Annotated in this window: 12 protein-coding genes; 10 read left to right on the forward strand and 2 right to left on the reverse strand. The window is 74.1% G+C overall.

Annotated features, from left to right (window positions below):
• Nucleotides 1-21: 21 nt before the first annotated feature.
• Both OHA65_RS02765 and OHA65_RS02770 read left to right on the forward strand, forming a co-directional pair.
• On the forward strand, nt 22-723 hold the full coding sequence (locus OHA65_RS02765) for a DUF4255 domain-containing protein (RefSeq protein WP_327281448.1): 702 nt from the start codon (nt 22-24) through the stop codon (nt 721-723).
• Entirely contained in the window at nt 720-2,795 is a 2,076-nt protein-coding gene (locus OHA65_RS02770; RefSeq protein WP_405754380.1) for an ATP-binding protein, read from the forward strand. Before OHA65_RS02765 ends, OHA65_RS02770 begins: the two co-directional genes overlap by 4 nt.
• A 42-nt stretch (nt 2,796-2,837) precedes the next feature.
• On the opposite strand, the gene OHA65_RS02775 is transcribed toward OHA65_RS02770, so the two are convergent.
• Nucleotides 2,838-4,235 (reverse strand): RICIN domain-containing protein, encoded by a 1,398-nt coding sequence (locus OHA65_RS02775; RefSeq protein WP_405761034.1) that lies wholly within the window; start codon nt 4,233-4,235, stop codon nt 2,838-2,840.
• Nucleotides 4,236-4,348: 113 nt separating this feature from the next.
• On the reverse strand, nt 4,349-6,016 hold the full coding sequence (locus OHA65_RS02780; protein WP_405761037.1) for a DUF4157 domain-containing protein: 1,668 nt from the start codon (nt 6,014-6,016) through the stop codon (nt 4,349-4,351).
• A 237-nt stretch (nt 6,017-6,253) separates the two neighbouring features.
• Here OHA65_RS02780 and OHA65_RS02785 point away from each other — a divergent pair, with 237 nt between their 5' ends.
• From OHA65_RS02785 to OHA65_RS02820, 8 genes are all read left to right on the forward strand, one after another.
• Nucleotides 6,254-7,858 (forward strand): phage tail sheath subtilisin-like domain-containing protein, encoded by a 1,605-nt coding sequence (locus tag OHA65_RS02785; protein WP_327281452.1) that lies wholly within the window; start codon nt 6,254-6,256, stop codon nt 7,856-7,858.
• Between the two features lie 72 nt (nt 7,859-7,930).
• Nucleotides 7,931-8,374, forward strand: a complete 444-nt coding sequence (locus tag OHA65_RS02790; RefSeq protein ID WP_327281453.1) for a phage tail protein — start codon at nt 7,931-7,933, stop codon at nt 8,372-8,374.
• Nucleotides 8,374-8,886, forward strand: coding sequence for a hypothetical protein (locus OHA65_RS02795; RefSeq protein WP_327281454.1), 513 nt, complete (start codon nt 8,374-8,376; stop codon nt 8,884-8,886). The genes OHA65_RS02790 and OHA65_RS02795 overlap by 1 nt, the downstream gene beginning before the upstream one ends.
• Complete coding sequence (locus OHA65_RS02800; RefSeq protein ID WP_187743631.1) at nt 8,883-9,041, forward strand: DUF6760 family protein; 159 nt, start codon at nt 8,883-8,885, stop codon at nt 9,039-9,041. The genes OHA65_RS02795 and OHA65_RS02800 overlap by 4 nt, the downstream gene beginning before the upstream one ends.
• A gap of 3,061 nt (nt 9,042-12,102) precedes the next feature.
• On the forward strand, nt 12,103-12,519 hold the full coding sequence (locus OHA65_RS02805; RefSeq protein WP_327281455.1) for a hypothetical protein: 417 nt from the start codon (nt 12,103-12,105) through the stop codon (nt 12,517-12,519).
• Nucleotides 12,520-12,579: 60 nt separating this feature from the next.
• Complete coding sequence (locus OHA65_RS02810) at nt 12,580-13,002, forward strand: phage tail protein (RefSeq protein WP_327281456.1); 423 nt, start codon at nt 12,580-12,582, stop codon at nt 13,000-13,002.
• A gap of 31 nt (nt 13,003-13,033) precedes the next feature.
• On the forward strand, nt 13,034-13,756 hold the full coding sequence (locus tag OHA65_RS02815; RefSeq protein WP_327281457.1) for a LysM peptidoglycan-binding domain-containing protein: 723 nt from the start codon (nt 13,034-13,036) through the stop codon (nt 13,754-13,756).
• Nucleotides 13,756-15,669 carry a VgrG-related protein gene (locus OHA65_RS02820; protein WP_327281458.1) on the forward strand — a complete coding sequence of 638 codons (1,914 nt, stop codon included), beginning with the start codon at nt 13,756-13,758 and terminating at the stop codon, nt 15,667-15,669. The genes OHA65_RS02815 and OHA65_RS02820 overlap by 1 nt, the downstream gene beginning before the upstream one ends.
• The last annotated feature ends 4 nt before the right edge of the window (nt 15,670-15,673 follow it).

Raw genomic sequence — 15,673 nt, forward strand, 5'->3', positions numbered from 1 at the left:
GGGCAGAGCGGGAGCGCAGGCGTGATCCACGAGGTGGACGAGATACTCAAGGGCCTCCTCGGCGGCGGGGCGTTGACGGGTTCGGGCATCGAGGTGTCCTTCGAGGCACCGACCCGTGACTGGGCGGCCCGGCGCAACGCCCCGGTGATCAACACCTATTTGTACGACATCCGGGAGGACGTGGCCCGGCGTCAGCGCGGCCACGTGGCGGTGCGGGACGAGCGCGACGTGGTCGTGCGGCGGAGCCAACCGCCGCGCTGGTTCCGGCTGTCGTACCTGGTGACGGCGTGGACGAAGACCCCGCAGGACGAGCACCGGCTGCTGTCCGCCGTGCTCGCGACACTGCTGCCCCGGGAGGTGCTGGCGCCGGACGAACTGCCGGGTTCGCTGCGGACACTGGGGCTTTCCGTGCCCCTGACGGTGGCCGGCATCCAGACGGAAGCACGGTCGCTCGCCGAGATCTGGTCCGCGCTCGGCGGCGAACTGAAGCCGTCCCTCGACCTGGTGGTGACCGCCCCCTTCCCGGCCTTCCCGGAGTACGACGCGGGGCCGCCGGTCACCGAGGGCGCGACGCTCCGGGTGGGCGGTCTGGACGGCGACCCCGCGGCGTCCGAGGGCCGTTCGCACCGTCCCCACCAGGTGGCGGCCGCCCGGGCGGCGCGGGCCGCCCACAAGGACGCGGCCCCCCGCAAGGAGACCTCCCGCGGCTCGGACGCCCGATGAGCGCCCCGTACGCCGGCTCGGCGCCGGGTCCGGACGCGGTCGGCGCCGGATCGCCGCCCGACGCCTCCGATGCCCCGGCCCGCGCGCTGCTCGCCCGTCTTCGCGAGCTGCGCGGGCGGGTGTCGACGCTGGTCGAACGGCGGGCCGTCGGCGATCCCACGGCCGATGACCCCCTGCGCGGCCTCTACCTGTCCGAGGAGGCGGTGCGCCATCTCCTCGTCACCTGGCCGGAGACGGCGGAGGGCCATGACGGTTCCGGGTCCGGCACCGGCGCCGGTCGGGCCGTCGGTGAGGAGCACGCGCCCGGGCCCGCCGACCGGCTGGCCCGGCTCGCCGGACGGGCGGGCCTGACCGCGCTCGACGTCGCCGTCGTGCTCATCGCCCTCGCTCCCGACGTCGACCGGGCCTTCGAACCGCTCTACGGCTATCTCAACGACGACGTGAGCAGGCGCCGGGCCACCGTCGGCCTCGCCCTCGACCTGTGCGGGGTGCCCGTGCAGTCCGCCGCGGCCCGGGCCCGGCTGCACGCCTCCGCGCCCCTTGCGGCCCTCGGGCTGCTGGAGGTCGAGGAGCCCGAACGTCCCTTCCTGACACGTTCGCTGCGCGTGCCCGACCGGCTGGTCGCACATCTCCTCGGCGACGACACGCCGGACGCGGCGCTGCTCGACCTGCTGCGCCCGATGCCGGACCCCCTGCCCTGCGACACGGCCGCCGAGCAGTTCTCCCACCAGCTCGCCGCCCTCCTGGAGTCCGGCCCCGCCACCGTCTACCTGCGGGAACAGCGCGAGGGCGACGGCCTGGCCGCGTACGCCGCCGCCCTGCGCGCCGCAGGCCTGGACGGGCTGTGCTGCGCCGTACCCGGTGAGCACGTCACCGAGCTGCTGCGCGAGGCCCGCCTCAGCGGCCGGGCCGTCGTCGTACCCGCGCTGCCCGAGCGGCCCGGCCCGCTGGTGCGGGCGCTCGCTGCCGCGCCGGACGTGACCGTGCTGCTGGCCGATCCCCGCCCGTACGATCCCCGCTGGTGCCCCGAGGACCCCCTGGTCCTGGACGCGCCGGGCCGCCGGGACGGGGGGACGGCCGCCTGGCGGGCCGCGTTGGGCCCGGACGCCGACGGCTTCGACCTGGCCGCGACGGTCGCCCCGTACCGCCTCGGCGGGGACCGCTTGGGGCGGGCCGCGCAGGCCGCACGGGCGCTGGCCGCCTTCGACGGCGGTCCGGTCACCGCCGCCCACGTGCGGCGCGCCGCGCGCCACCAGTCGGCCTCGGGGCTGGAGAGCCATACCCGCCGCATCCGGCCGGCCGTGGACTGGGGGGACCTGGTCCTGCCCGACGGGCCCCTCGGGCAACTGCGCGAACTGGCGCTGCGGGCCCGCCACCGCAACCGTGTGCTCGGCGACTGGCGGCTCAGCGCGGGCGGTGGGCGCGGCCGGGGCGTCCTCGGCCTGTTCGCCGGGGAGTCCGGCACCGGCAAGACGCTGTCGGCGGAGGTCGTCGCGGCCGACCTCGGTCTCGATCTGTACGTGGTCCAGCTGTCGTCCGTCGTGGACAAGTACGTCGGCGAGACCGAGAAGAACCTGGAGCGGATCTTCACGGAGGCGGACCGCACCGACGCGGTGCTGCTCTTCGACGAGGCCGACGCCGTCTTCGGCAAGCGCTCCGAGGTCAAGGGCGCGCACGACCGCTACGCCAACATGGAGAGCTCCTATCTGCTCCAGCGGCTGGAGTCGTTCGACGGCATCGCGCTGCTCACCACCAACCTGCGCGGGAACATCGACGCGGCGTTCACCCGGCGGCTGGACCTGGTGGTCGACTTCCCGTTCCCGGATGCCGGGCAGCGCCTCGCGCTGTGGCGGCACGGCCTGGCGCACGTGCCGTCCGCCGACGGCATCGACGCGGCCGCGCTGGCCCGGGACTTCGAGCTGGCGGGCGGTTCCATCCGCAGCGCGGTGGTCACCGCCGCCTATCTCGCCGCCGGGCGCGGCGGCGAGGTGACGGCGGACGACCTCCTGGAGGGCGCCCGGCGGGAGTACCGCAAGGCGGGACGGCTGGTGCCGGGCGAGGGCGGCTGGTGATCCGGCTGGGGACCGCGGTGACCGGACCGGCCGCCGCGGGCCTCAGTCGGCCTTGGGGTGGACGATCTTCCACTCCTGGTTGCCGGTGTTGCTGCAGTCGGAGATGTTCAGCCGGTCGCCGACGCTCGCCCCGCCGTTCACGTTCAGGCACTTGTTGTTGCTGGCGTAGTTGCGGATCCAGTAGTCGCCGCTCTCCTGCTTGGCGATCCACCACAGCTGGTTGTCCGCGGTGGTCCCGTCGCAGTGGAACTCGCCGATGCCGGTGCCCACGGGCCGGCCGCCGTACTCGCCGAGGTCCATGCAGAACTGGTCCTTGACGTTGCGGATCTGGAAGAGCGGCTGTCCGCCGGGGCCGAGCTTCGGGTACTTCACCTCCAGGTTCCACAGCTGGTTGTCCCCGTCGGTGCCGTCGCAGTCGCTCTGCTGGACGGCCATGTTGATCTGGCCCTTGTCGCGGCCCGGTAGTTCGGCGCACATGCGGGTGGCCGCGTTGCGCAGCAGGATCCTCTCGGCGGGGACCACGGGCGGCGGTCCCGCGGGCTTCGAGGGCTGCCCTCCGCCGCCGCCGGCGTCCTTGGGCTTCTCGGACTTCGACGGTTCGGGTTCGGGCGTCGGTGACGGCGGCGGGGCCAGCGGCGAGGGGGGCGGGCTGTTCGGCAGGACCGCTCCCGCCTGCTCGGTCTGTTCGGTGGCCGCGGTGCGGACCTGCGGCTTGTAGGCGATCCAGATCATCACGAACGCCACCGCGAGCGCCACGAAGATCCCGAAGGACGTCGCGAGCCACCGGGGCAGGAAGCCGCGCTGGACGTACTTCCCCTCGACCTCCAGCGGCTCGGTGCCGGAACGTCGCACCGCGAGGGTGTAGGGCCGCTCCTCCTTCGAGCCGAACCAGATGACCTGCCGGGGCCGCAGGGTCGTGTCGACGAACGCCGCGCGCCCGGGCTCGATCTGGACGTTCGCCGGCCGTATCTCGTAGGTGAGGTGGTCCCCGTTGTCGGAGCCCGTGATCGACGCCGTCACCCTGGTGTTGCCGAGGTTGTCGACCGCCAGTTTGGGGCGTCCGCGGAAACGGCCCTTGACGATCGGCGGCACGATCTCCGCGCGCACTTCGACGAAGGGGGTGATCGTCAGGTTCCCCTCCGGAACCGTCACGGCCTCGGGATGCTCGGTCGGCGTGATCCGCACCGCGTACGGGTTGGGCCCGGCCGTGGCGTCAGGGGTCCGGGGCGGCGCGAACGTCAGCTCGACCGTCCCGGTGGTGCCCGGGTACAACCGCAACGTCGCCGGCTCCACCGTCGTCCAGGGCGCCACGTCACCAACGGGCTCGAAGCGGTATTCGTCGACCACGTCACCGGTGTTGCGCACGCGCAGACGCACGCGGGTGCTGCTGCCGGGATCGACGGTGACGGAGGCGGGTTCCAGGGAAGTCCAGAGGCTCACCCCGGAACGCTAACCGCGCCCGCGCACCCGGACAGGAGCCACGGGGGCAGGGTCCGTTGCCCCGGGAGCCCCTCGGGTTGCCCGGGTGTGCGGACCGGGCGGCCCCGCGCGCGTCAGGTCCGGGGCATCCGCGCGCCGTTGGCGATCATGATGAACTGGGCGTAGGAGTCGGCGTTCATCAGCGCGCGCCGCCCCAAGGCGTACCAGTTCGGCTGCCGCTCGCCGTCGTTGTTCTTGCCGCTGTACTGCTCCGGATCCCGCACGGCACGCTTGCCGAGATTGCTCTTCTCCTGCGCCGCGGCGGCCTCGGCCAGGTCCGCGGGCATTTCGGTGACGTAGTCGTCCTGGGCCAGCTCCCCCTCGCGCGGGCTGTACTGGTAGTCCAGCGTGCCGGCGAACCGGTGGGTGGCCTCGTGGATGAAGTACCAGGCGATCTGGCCCTCCTTCGTCAGGTGGATCGGACCGGAGCGGTCCGTGTCCATGGGCGGCAGCTTCTCGCTCTTCTGCGGATGCGGCATGAGCTTCTCCTTCAGAGGCCAGTCGACCCAGCCCATGGCCGAGGGCGGGGCGCCGGCGCCCTCGCCGGCCAGGGCGATCTGCGCGCCCTGGGCGTCCAGGCCGACCTGGATGCGCCGCACGACCTCCGCGATGTGCGGCAGGAACTCCGCGATCTGCCGGGGCGGCGCGGCCCGGAAGGCGGGGAATCCGGACCGGAGCGCGGTCAGGAGCGCGCCGCTCGGGTCGTCTCCCGCCGACTTCAGCAGGGCGAGGGCCGACGCGATGTACCGCTTGGCCGTGACCAGTTCCCGGCGGGCCTTCGACTCGCGCTCGGGGTACTCGCGCTCCGGAATGGTGCCCTTCTTGGAGAAGGCCGCGTTCCCGCTGCTGTAGACCTTGCCCGTCTCGTCGTCGTAGACGTCCGTGTGGCGCGGTGCGGTCCCCGGGGGGACGCCCAGCTGGGCGGAGGTACGGATGTCGTGCGCGTCGTCGCTGTTGCGCCAGCGCGCCTCCTGCCCGTCGACGGCGTCCGTGAAGGTGCCGCCGTGCTCGAACTCCCAGAGCGTGCGCTGGACTGCCGGGGCGCCGGAGTCCACCGCGCCCTCCTCCTCGACGGCCGCCTGCTGGGCGACGGACGGGGCGGTGCCGCGCCCCGCCGCGAAGGCGGCCCCGTCGGCCGTCGCCGCGCGCTCGGAGCCCTGCCCGGGGTCGGTCACGGGCACGCCGGCGCCGTTGTCGTGGCCCGTCTCGCGGACGCCCCGGAGGTTCTTGTCGAGGTGGCTGGCCTCGTGCGCGAGGATCTCGGTGTTGCCGACGGCCTTGGGGCCGAGCAGGATGTGGCTGCCGACCGTCACGGCGTGGGCACCGAGGGCCGCGGTGGCGCGCTGGGCCGCCGCGTTGTCGTGGACGCGCCCGGCGCCCAGGTTGTCGTTGCGGTAGAACGCCTTCGCCCTGCTGAGGAAGGGATCGGGGAGCGGGCTGCTCGATGTGGCCAGCGCGGACCGCAGGAGGCTGAGCTGCGACTGCGGCCGAGTGTCCTCCACGCCCTCGTGGTCGTGGTCGTGGTCGTGGTGCACGGACTCCCTGCGCTGGACGGTCGCCTCCCCGTGCCCGCAGCCCGGGCCGTGCCGGTGCCGCTGCGCCTCGACGGCGCGGGCCACCGCCGCGTTGCCCGCCGCCAGATTGAGGTCGAGCATCCGCTGGACCGGCGCGCTCGGGGGAACCGGACGGCGGGAGGCCTCCCGTTCGTCCGACGACTGGTTCCGCTTACCGTGCGTGCGCATGAAGCTCCCTCTCGACTGTCCGGACGGCCGTCCAGCCTTACCCGAGCGCTCCCCCACCCCACAGGTCCGCGAGGGCAGACCTCGGGGCAGCCGGAGCGGACCCCTTGGACGGGTGCCCCCGGGGCTGCCCTTCCGGGCAACGACGGTGTCCCCGCTCCGGTACCGAGGGACGTTCCGCCGGGCGCGACGCGCGCGTCAAAGTGAGGTGTCCTGTCTCGTACCGGAGGAGAGCAGAGCATGCCGTCCTATCTGTCGCCCGGCGTCTACGTCGAGGAGGTGGCCAGCGGTTCGCGCCCGATCGAGGGTGTCGGCACGTCGGTGGCCGCCTTCGTCGGTCTGGCGCCGACCGGCCCGCTGAACGAGCCCACGCTGGTGACCAACTGGACCCAGTACGTGGCGGCCTTCGGCGATTTCACCGACGGCTACTACCTCGCGCACTCCGTCTACGGGTTCTTCAACAACGGCGGCTCGGCGGCGTACGTCGTGCGCGTCGGCGGCTCCGCCGAGGACTCCGCCGGCCAGGGGCAGGCGCCCGCGCCCGCCGCGGTCACCGGTGCCGCCGCACCGGCCGCGCTGCCCGCCGCCGAGCCCCGCCGACTCGGTACCTTCGCCGTGGCCGCCACCGCGGAGGGCCGCAGCGGCCCGCTGTCCGTGGAGGTCGCCGACGCCGAGGGCGAGGGGCCCGCCGAGCGCTTCAAGCTGATCGTCAAGGACGGCGACACGCCGGTCGAGTCCTTCGACGTGACCGCGAAGAAGGGCAGCCGCTCCTACGTCGTCACGCAGGTCAAGGAGCGTTCCCAGCTCATCGCCGTGACCGAGGCCGCGCCGTCAGCGCAACTGGCCCGTCCGGAGAACCAGACCGTGGCGCTGCCGACGCCCGCGCCCGCGCCCGTAGAGCCGGCCGCACCGGCCGGGCGCGCCGAGGGTTCGCACGCCGGCCCGGCGCAGTACCTCGGCGACTCGTCGGACCGCACGGGCTTCGGCGGCCTGGAGGCCGTCGACGAGATCTCCATGGTCGCCGTACCCGACCTGATGGCCGCCTACCAGCGCGGCGCGCTCGACCTGGAGGCCGTCAAGGCGGTCCAGCTCGGTCTGATCGCGCACTGCGAGCTGATGGGCGACCGGGTCGCGATCATCGACCCGCCGCCCGGCCTGAACGCCCGTGACATCCGGGTCTGGCGCCAGGAGACGGCCAACTACGACTCCAAGTACGCGGCCCTGTACTACCCCTGGATCAAGTCCTTCGACCCGGCGACCGGACAGTCGCGCCTGGTCCCGCCGAGCGGCCACGTCGCCGGCATCTGGGCCCGCAACGACTCCGAGCGCGGTGTGCACAAGGCCCCTGCCAACGAGGTCGTGCGCGGCGCCGTCGACCTCGAACTCCAGATCACCCGCGGTGAGCAGGACCTGCTCAACCCGATCGGCGTGAACTGCATCCGGGCCTTCCCCGGCCGCGGCATCCGCATCTGGGGCGCCCGCACCCTCTCCTCCGACCCGGCGTGGCGCTACCTGAACATCCGCCGGTACTTCAACTACCTGGAGGAGTCGATCCTGATCGGCACCCAGTGGGTGGTGTTCGAGCCGAACGACCACAACCTGTGGGCGCGCATCCGCCGCAACGTCTCCGCCTTCCTGGTCAACGAGTGGCGCAGCGGCGCCCTGTTCGGGCAGAGCCCCGATCAGGCGTACTACGTCAAGTGCGACGAGGAGACGAACCCGGCGGAGTCGGTCGACCTCGGACGGGTCATCTGCGAGATCGGCATCGCGCCGGTCAAGCCCGCCGAGTTCGTGATCTTCCGGCTGGCGCAGTTCTCCAGCGGCAACGGGGAGCTGGAGGAGTAACCGGGTGCGGAGCCCGCCTCCGCGCCCGTCGCCTCCCCGTGCCCCTCCCCTCTCCAGAAGGACAGCGAACACATGAGCCTCCAGCCGGGTGACGCCCTCACGTCACACAACTTCGGCCTCCAGATCGACGGAGTGATGGTCGAGTACCTCGCCGAGGTCAGCGGTCTCACCCTCGAACAGGACGTCATCACCTACCAGCAGAACAGCGCGCAGGGCCGGCCCGAGGTGGCACTGCTGCCGGGCGTGCAAAAGAACGGCCAGTGCACGGTCGTGCGCGGCATGACCCAGTCGACGTCGTTCACGCAGTGGATCAACGACTCGATCCGCGGCCAGATGAGTACGGCCCGCAAGAACGCCTCCATCATCATGATGGACTTCCAGGACAACCCGGTGAAGCGCTACAACCTGCGCAACGCCTGGTGCAGCAAGATCGAGACGAGCACGGTGAAGGCCGGCGAGGCGGCGGCACTGACCGAGTCCGTCACCATCGTGTTCGAAGAACTGGTCATCGAATAATGCGTCGTTCGGCTGCCAAGGCTCCGGCCTCGACGGTGCCCCAGACCGCGGCGGCGGGGGCGGGGCTCCCCCACCCTGCTCCCTCCGCCGCTCCCTCCACCGCACCCGCCGGCCCGCCCGCCGACCCGGCACCGCGGCAGTCGCTGATCACCGAGTTCCCCTTCGAGCTGCCGCGCGGGTACGTCGACGACGCGGGCACCGTGCACCGTGACGGTGTCATGCGGCTGTCCACGGCGCGCGACGAGCTGATCCCGCTGCGGGACGTGCGCGTGCAGGAGAACCCGGCGTACCTCTCGGTGGTGCTGCTCGGCCGGGTCATCACCCGGCTGGGCACTCTCCCGATGGTGCACGACGGGATCGTGGAGAACATGTTCGCGTCCGACCTGGCGTTCCTCCAGGACTTCTACCGCCAGATCAACGCGGAGGGCCACACCCGGGCGGCCGTGCAGTGCCCGCACTGCTCGGAGCCCTTCGAGGTGGAACTCGGCGGGAGCCGCCTGGGGGAATCGTGACGTACGCGACCGACCGGCTGCACGAGGAGATCGCGTACGTCGCCTACCACTTCCACTGGGGCCTGGACGCGATCCTCGACCTGGAGCACCAGGACCGGCGTCGGTACACCGAGCAGATCGCGTCCCTCGTGACGCGCGGCGCGACGGAGGGCTGAGCAGGTGGCATTCCTGGACCGGCTGCGGGGGCGGCGGGGCGACGACGGCGCGCCGGTGCCCGGCGACTCCCCCGCTCCGGGCGCCGGACCCGCGGGCACGGCGCCCGCAGAGGCCGCCGGGAGCACGGCTCCCGCGCCCACCGCGGCCCCGGTGGCCGTCGCCGCCTGGGTCGGCCTGCCGCCGCTGCGGCGGACGACGGGCGACGAACCGACGGGCGTCGCGGACGCCGGTTTCGGCGGGCGACTGCCGACCTGGCAGAACCCGTCGTTCAACCGGGCGCACTCCCCCGCAGTCCTGGACCCCGCGGCGGGCAGGGGTCTGCTCTCGGGTGCGCTGACCGAGTCCGCCCGCCCGGTCGCGGGACTCGAACGGCCTGCGCCGGGCCTGCCGTCGGGCCACCCGGCCGGCGCACCCGCCGTGCAGCGCATGCCGGTGGCGCCGCTCCGGGCGATCCCGGCGCACACGGGGTCCCCCGCGACGACCGGACCCCGGTCGATACGCACGGCCACCCGGCCCACCCCAGCCACGCCGGCGGCGCCCCCGACGTCTCCGGTACCGCGGCCGCGCGCCGACCGGACGGCCCTGCCGGGCACGAAGTCCCCCACGACGACCGGAACCCCCTCGGCACGCACGGCCGCCCGGCCCACCGCAGCCACGCCGGCGGTGCACGTGGCGCCGACGACTGCAGTGCAGCGCTCGCGCGCCGGCCAGACGATCCTGCCGGGGACGGAGTCCCACGCGACAACCGGAACCCCCTCGATACACACGGCCACCCGGCCCACGGGAGCCACGCCGGCGGTGCACGTGGCGCCGACGACTGCAGTGCAGCGCTCGCGCGCCGACCAGGCGGCTCCGTCTCGGGCGCGGACCCAGGCGGCGAACCGTGGTGTTCAGGTGACGCCCGTGCTGCCGGCTCGGCCCCGGAAGCAGCAACCCCTGACCAAGGCGCCGGCCGCGCCCGCGGCCGGCCGGCGGGCCCTGCCCTCGGCTCGCCGGACCAGCCTTGCGGTACCGGCGGCGGCGCCGACGGCACCGAGCCCGGCGTCCACTCCGGCCGACGCCGACCGGAGCGGCACCGGCACGTCTGCCGCCGCCCCGAGCGCGGCGCCCCCGGCGCAGCGGGCTGCGGCTCCCCGCCCCGGCAGGCCGCCCGCCTCCGGGAACGCTCCGTCCCCCGAAGACCCCGTCGTCGCGGCCCCGTCCACGGCCGAGCCGCCGCCGGTCGCGCGTCCCCTCCCGGACCGTCCCGTACGGGACGCCCCGCCCCGTCTCCCGTCTGCGCAGCGCACGGGTCCGGCCGTCAGGCGTACGGGACTTGGCGCGCCGGTGCAGCGAGAGGCGGTGCGCCGGCCCGAGGGTTCCGCGCCGCGCACCGACGTGCCGCGCGGAGCCGGCGGGTCCGGCTCGCCGGGGCCGTCGGCGTCCGAGGAGGCGTCCACCGTGCGGGGTGCGGTGCTCCGGAAGAGCACATCGCCCGCCCCGTCGGCGCCGCGAACGGGCACGCCCGGAGGCGCGCCGACGCCCACCCGGGCGCCTGCCCCCGCGCCTGCACCGCGGACGCCCGGGCGCGACGGAGCGACCGGCTCCTGGGCGACGGGCACGAACCCGTCCGGCGCGGGGTCCCCCGCATCCGGTGCCTCCGCCCCCGCGCGGAAGGTGGCACCGGCCTCCCCGGCACCGAGCACCGGAACCGGCGCGGCCGTTCAGCGAGCGGTGCCCGCGCCCGGAGCGACACCGTCCGTTCCGGCCGACGACCGTCGCTCGTCGGCCGTGCCCGACGGCACGTCTTCGATGCCCTCCGTCCAGCGGGCCGTCCGACCCCGCACGCCCACGCCTCCGCCCACGCCCACGCCCACGCTTGCCCAGATCAGTGCCCCTGCGACGGACACCGCTGCCCCGCAGGCACGCCCCACCGTCCGCACCGACCGGCCGACGGCCGCCCCGGCGACGCCCCGACCGGCTCAGCACACCACGCCCCGGTCCGACGCTCCCGAGCCGGCGCGCGTTCCCGGCACTGCGCCCGTCCAGCCCTCCGTTGCGGCCCCGGCCACCAACACCGTGGCGGCACCGCCGGCCGGACCCGTTCCCGCGTCCCCGCGCGCCGACCGGACCACCGGTTCCGGCCTCCCGCCCCGGACGGCACACGCGGAACACCCGCAGGGCGTCCGGACCCCCGCTGCTGCCCCGGCCACCCCGCCGCCCGCCGCCGGTCTCCCGGCCGCCGGTCCGGGCACGGCGACGCCCGTGCAACGCTCCACGACCCGCTCGCCCGCGCCTGCCGACACATCGATGCCCGTCATCCGCAGCGACGAGGCGGCCGTACCCCCGCCGCCCCCCGGCCGTACGGAGTCGACTCCCCGCCCCCGTACCTCCACGGGCTCCCCGCCCGTGGGCCCGGTGCAGCGCAGTGCCGCACCTCCCCGCGCGGGGCTCGGTGCGCCCTTGTCGTCCCCGGCGCACCCCGCTCCCACGCCCGCTCCCGCCCGCGCCCCGAGGGCCGTGTCACCGACGGCGCCGGCACCGGGTCCCGCCCACGGCACGGCCCCGAGCCCGGCATCCGGCCGCTCCCCCGACTCCCCGCACCCCTCTACTCCCACACCGGCCACCGGGCAGCGCCGCTCCCCGATCGGAGCCCCGCTCTCGGGCGTGCCCGCCCGGACGGTGCCGGTCGCCGCAACGGAGCACCGCAGTCCGCGTACCGGTGCTGCCGTTCCTGCACCGGCTCCGGCGGCCCCGCGGGCCCCGGCACGGACCGCACCGAGCGCGCCGACCGCAGCAACCTCAGCGGTCCCACCGGTCACGCCGGCCGCGGCCCTCCCGCCGGCGCCGCCCGAGACGGCCGTCGCCCGGCGCGCACCGGCCCCTCCCCGTACCGCCGCCGCCCTCCCCGTCCAACGGGCCTTCCCCGCCAGGGGCGTTCCCCTGCGCGGGGCCTTGCTGCCCGGCGCGGACGCCACCGCACGCGGTCCGCTCCCCGTGGCGCCGCTGAGCCCCCCGCCCGCGGCCGCGCCCCTGGCACTGCCCGCGGTCCCGGCGGCCGGGGCACCGTCCGGGGGTTCGATGCCATCAGCGCCCGCGGTCCAGCGCTTCCCCTCGTTCGGCTCCGGCTCCGGCCGGGCCATCGGCGCGCTCGCGGCCGCCGCGTCGGCCACCGTCTCCTCGACGCTGGAGCATCTGCGGGCGTCGTCGCAGCAAGCGCCGCCGGCCGAACCGCCGCCACCGCCGTACGAGCCGACCGCGGCGCACGGCGCGCCGCCCTCCGGCGGCCGTCCGGCGGCCGTGACCGCGGTCTCCCAGGAGGGCCCGCCGCCCGAGTACACCGCGATCCCCGTCGGCGCGTTCGATCCGCGTGATCTGACCGAGTTCCAGCTGGACGAGCTCGTCCACCGGATCATCGACCGGGTCACCCGCCTCGTCCGCGCCGAACTGCGCATGGACCGCGAACGGATCGGCAGGCTCCGCGATCCGCGCGCCTGACCGCTCGCCGCCCGGACCCGTACGCGCCACCCCGCAGAACGAAAGAAAGGCCCACCTCGGATGCCCCGCCAGGACCCCGGGTCCACCATCTGGTTCACCCTCACCATCGACGGCGAGAGCCTCGGTTACTTCAACGGGTGCGAAGGCCTGTCGTCCCAGGTGGAGGTCGAGCACCGCCAGGAGGGCGGCAACAACGGCTTCGTGTGGCACCTGCCCACCCGGGTCACGTTCTCCACCATCCGGCTCACCCGGCCGCTCACGCCGGACACCGCGAAGGTCGCCAAGTGGATCTCGTCGGTCCAGACGGGGATCAAGCGGCCCACCGCACAGATCGCGGCGCTGCGGGCCGACGGGTCGCTGGTGGCCCGGTGGGGGCTCATCGACGTCCTGCCCGTGAGCTGGCAGGGCCCCACCCTCGACCCCGCGAACCCCGCCGTGGCCACGGAGGTCCTGGAGATCGCCCACCACGGGTTCACGGACTGACGGCGCGGCAGAGCGGAGAGGAGGCACACCCATGGCCACGAGCAGCAGGGGCGCCGGCAAGAGCCTGGTGCGCGCGACACTGGCGATCCACGAGCCCCCGGTCGGGACGAGCACGACGCCCGGGGCGCTGATGCGGACGTTCGGCTTCGAGTTCAATCCGGCGCAGCTGTCCCTGAGTCAGCGCGCGCAGTGGAAGGCCACGCCGACGATGGCCGTGCGCGACGGCTCCAAGCCGGAGTTCATGGGCGCCGAGCCGCGCGAGATGACCCTGGAGATCTTCCTGGATTCCTCGACCGCACCGTCCGGCAACACGGTGCTGAAGAAGGTCGAGTCGCTGTTGGGCTGCTGTGAGGTGACGGCGAAGAGCATCGCCGCCGATCAGCCGTCGCCGCCGTGGGTGGTGTTCGAGTGGGGGTCGTTCTCCACGGCCCGCTTCGTCGCGTACGTGAGCTCCGTCGAGGCGTCGTACAGCCTCTTCGGCACTACGGGGGTGCCCATCCGTGCCACCTGTCAGGTGCACCTGGTGGAGATCCCGGGGAAGACCAAGGGCCAGAACCCGACCTCGGGCGCGCTCACCGCTCAGCGCGTGCACCGGGTCGTGGCCGGCGACTCGCTGCAGTCGCTGGCGTGGCGGGAGTACGGCACGGCCACCGTCTGGCGGGCGATCGCCGAGATCAACGGCATCGACGACCCGGCCCGGCTGCGGACGGGCACGGAACTGGTGCTTCCCTCGCCCGAGGAGGTGTCGCGCTGATGGTGCGGCCCGCGTTCTCCAGCATCATGCAGGTGCGGATCGGCTCCGCGAAGCTCCCCGACCACATCGCCCCGTTGCTCGTCGAGGGCTGGGTCGACCAGGGCGTCGGCGTGCCCGCCGCGTTCCGGCTGACCTTCCGCGACCCCTACCGTCTGGTCCTCGGCGAGCTCGGCGTCACCTTCGGCACGAGGGTGGTCCTGACCCCGATCGCCGACGGCCAGGGGGGCGGCAAGCCCCTGTTGACCGGCGAAGTCACCGCGCTGGAGGCCGACTACGACGGCACCGGAAGCTTCACCGTGGTCCGCGGCTACGACCTCGGGCACCGGATGATGCGCCGGCGCCGTGTCGCCGCCTACCGCAACCAGAAGGCCTCCGACATCGCCCGCAAGCTCGCCGCCCTGGACGGCGTACCGATCGGCCGGATCCAGCCGACGAAGGGCGCGTACGGGTTCATCAGCCAGGCCAACGTCACCGACTGGGACTTCCTCTCGCGGCTCGCCGACGAGAACAACATGGTGATGTCCCTCGACGCCGTGGGGAAGTTCCGGTTCGTCGCGCCGACCCCGTCGGCCGGGGCGCCGTCCCCGCAGACCGACGGCGACAAGAGCCCCTTCGTCCTCCAGGCGGGCCACGACATCCTGCGGCTGCGGGCGGCGGTCACCGCCGCCGACCAGGTCGGCACGGTCGAGTCGCGCGGCTGGAACGTCACCACCAAGAAGAAGATCGTCGAGACGGCCCCGGCCACCACCGACCCGGGCATCTCCATCGGCCTCACTCCCGGCCAGGCGGCCGGGAAGTTCGCGTCGGCGCAGCTCGTCGAGACCGGCACGCCGTACGACCGGCAGGACGAGGTCCAGTACGCAGCCAAGGCCCTCGCCGCCGACGTCACGTCGTCGTTCGCGGAGCTGGAGGTCGCGGTGTACGGCAATCCCCAGCTGCGGCCGGGCGTGCCCGTGGCCCTCGCAGACGTGGGCAAGCCCTTCGAGGGGAAGTACACCGTCACCTCCGTGCGGCACGTCTTCGGCGACGGCAAGCACTACGAGTCCTGGATTACGGTGAGCGGACGCCAGTGGCGCTCCCTCTACGGGCTTGCTTCGGGCGGGGGCGGCGCGGACGCCGCGAGCGCCACCCGGCTGCCCGGGGTCGCGAACGCCATCGTCACCGACGTGCAGGACCCGCTGAAGCAGGGACGGGTCAAGCTCCAGTTCCCGTGGCTGGACAACGCGTACGTCAGCGACTGGGCCCGCAGCGTGCAGTCCGGAGGGGTGGGCGGCGGCGGCGTCTTCCCGATGGACGTCGGCGACGAGGTGCTGGTCGCCTTCGACCGGGGCGCGCTGGACCACCCGTTCGTGATCGGCGGTCTCTACAACGGCCGGGACCTGCCGACCCGGGTCGACGACGTGCCCCTGCACGACGGGCTGAAGCGGAAGGCGGCCCGGCACACCCTGTCCGACCGGCAGGGCAACCGCGTCGACCTGCTCAGCCAGCGGACCGGCGGCCGCAAACAGGGCGTGCGCATCGCCAGCGGTGACGACCGGCTGACCATCAACCTCGACCGCACCCAGACGGAGATCACCGTCGACAGCAAGGGGGCGGTGACCATCAAGGGCGGCCGTTCGGTGTCCATCGAGGCCGGAACCGACCTGACGCTCAGCGCTCGGCGCCGGCTCACCATCAAGAGCGGCGGCCCCCTCGACATCCAGGGCAGCGGCTTGGTCAACATCAAGTCGCTGGGCGCCGTGACCATGGACGCGATGGGCGCGCTCAGCCTCAAGGCCCTGGGCGCCACCCTGATCACCTCCGGCGGCACGGTCCAGGTCAACTCCATCGCCAACGTCGGCATCCGCGCCGCCCGGCTCGACCTCCAGGGCTTCGTCTTCGTCAACACCGTGAAGTACCCCCTCCCCGCATGACCGG

This window comes from Streptomyces sp. NBC_00045 (assembly GCF_045041095.1).
Classification (GTDB): Bacteria; Actinomycetota; Actinomycetes; order Streptomycetales; family Streptomycetaceae; genus Streptomyces.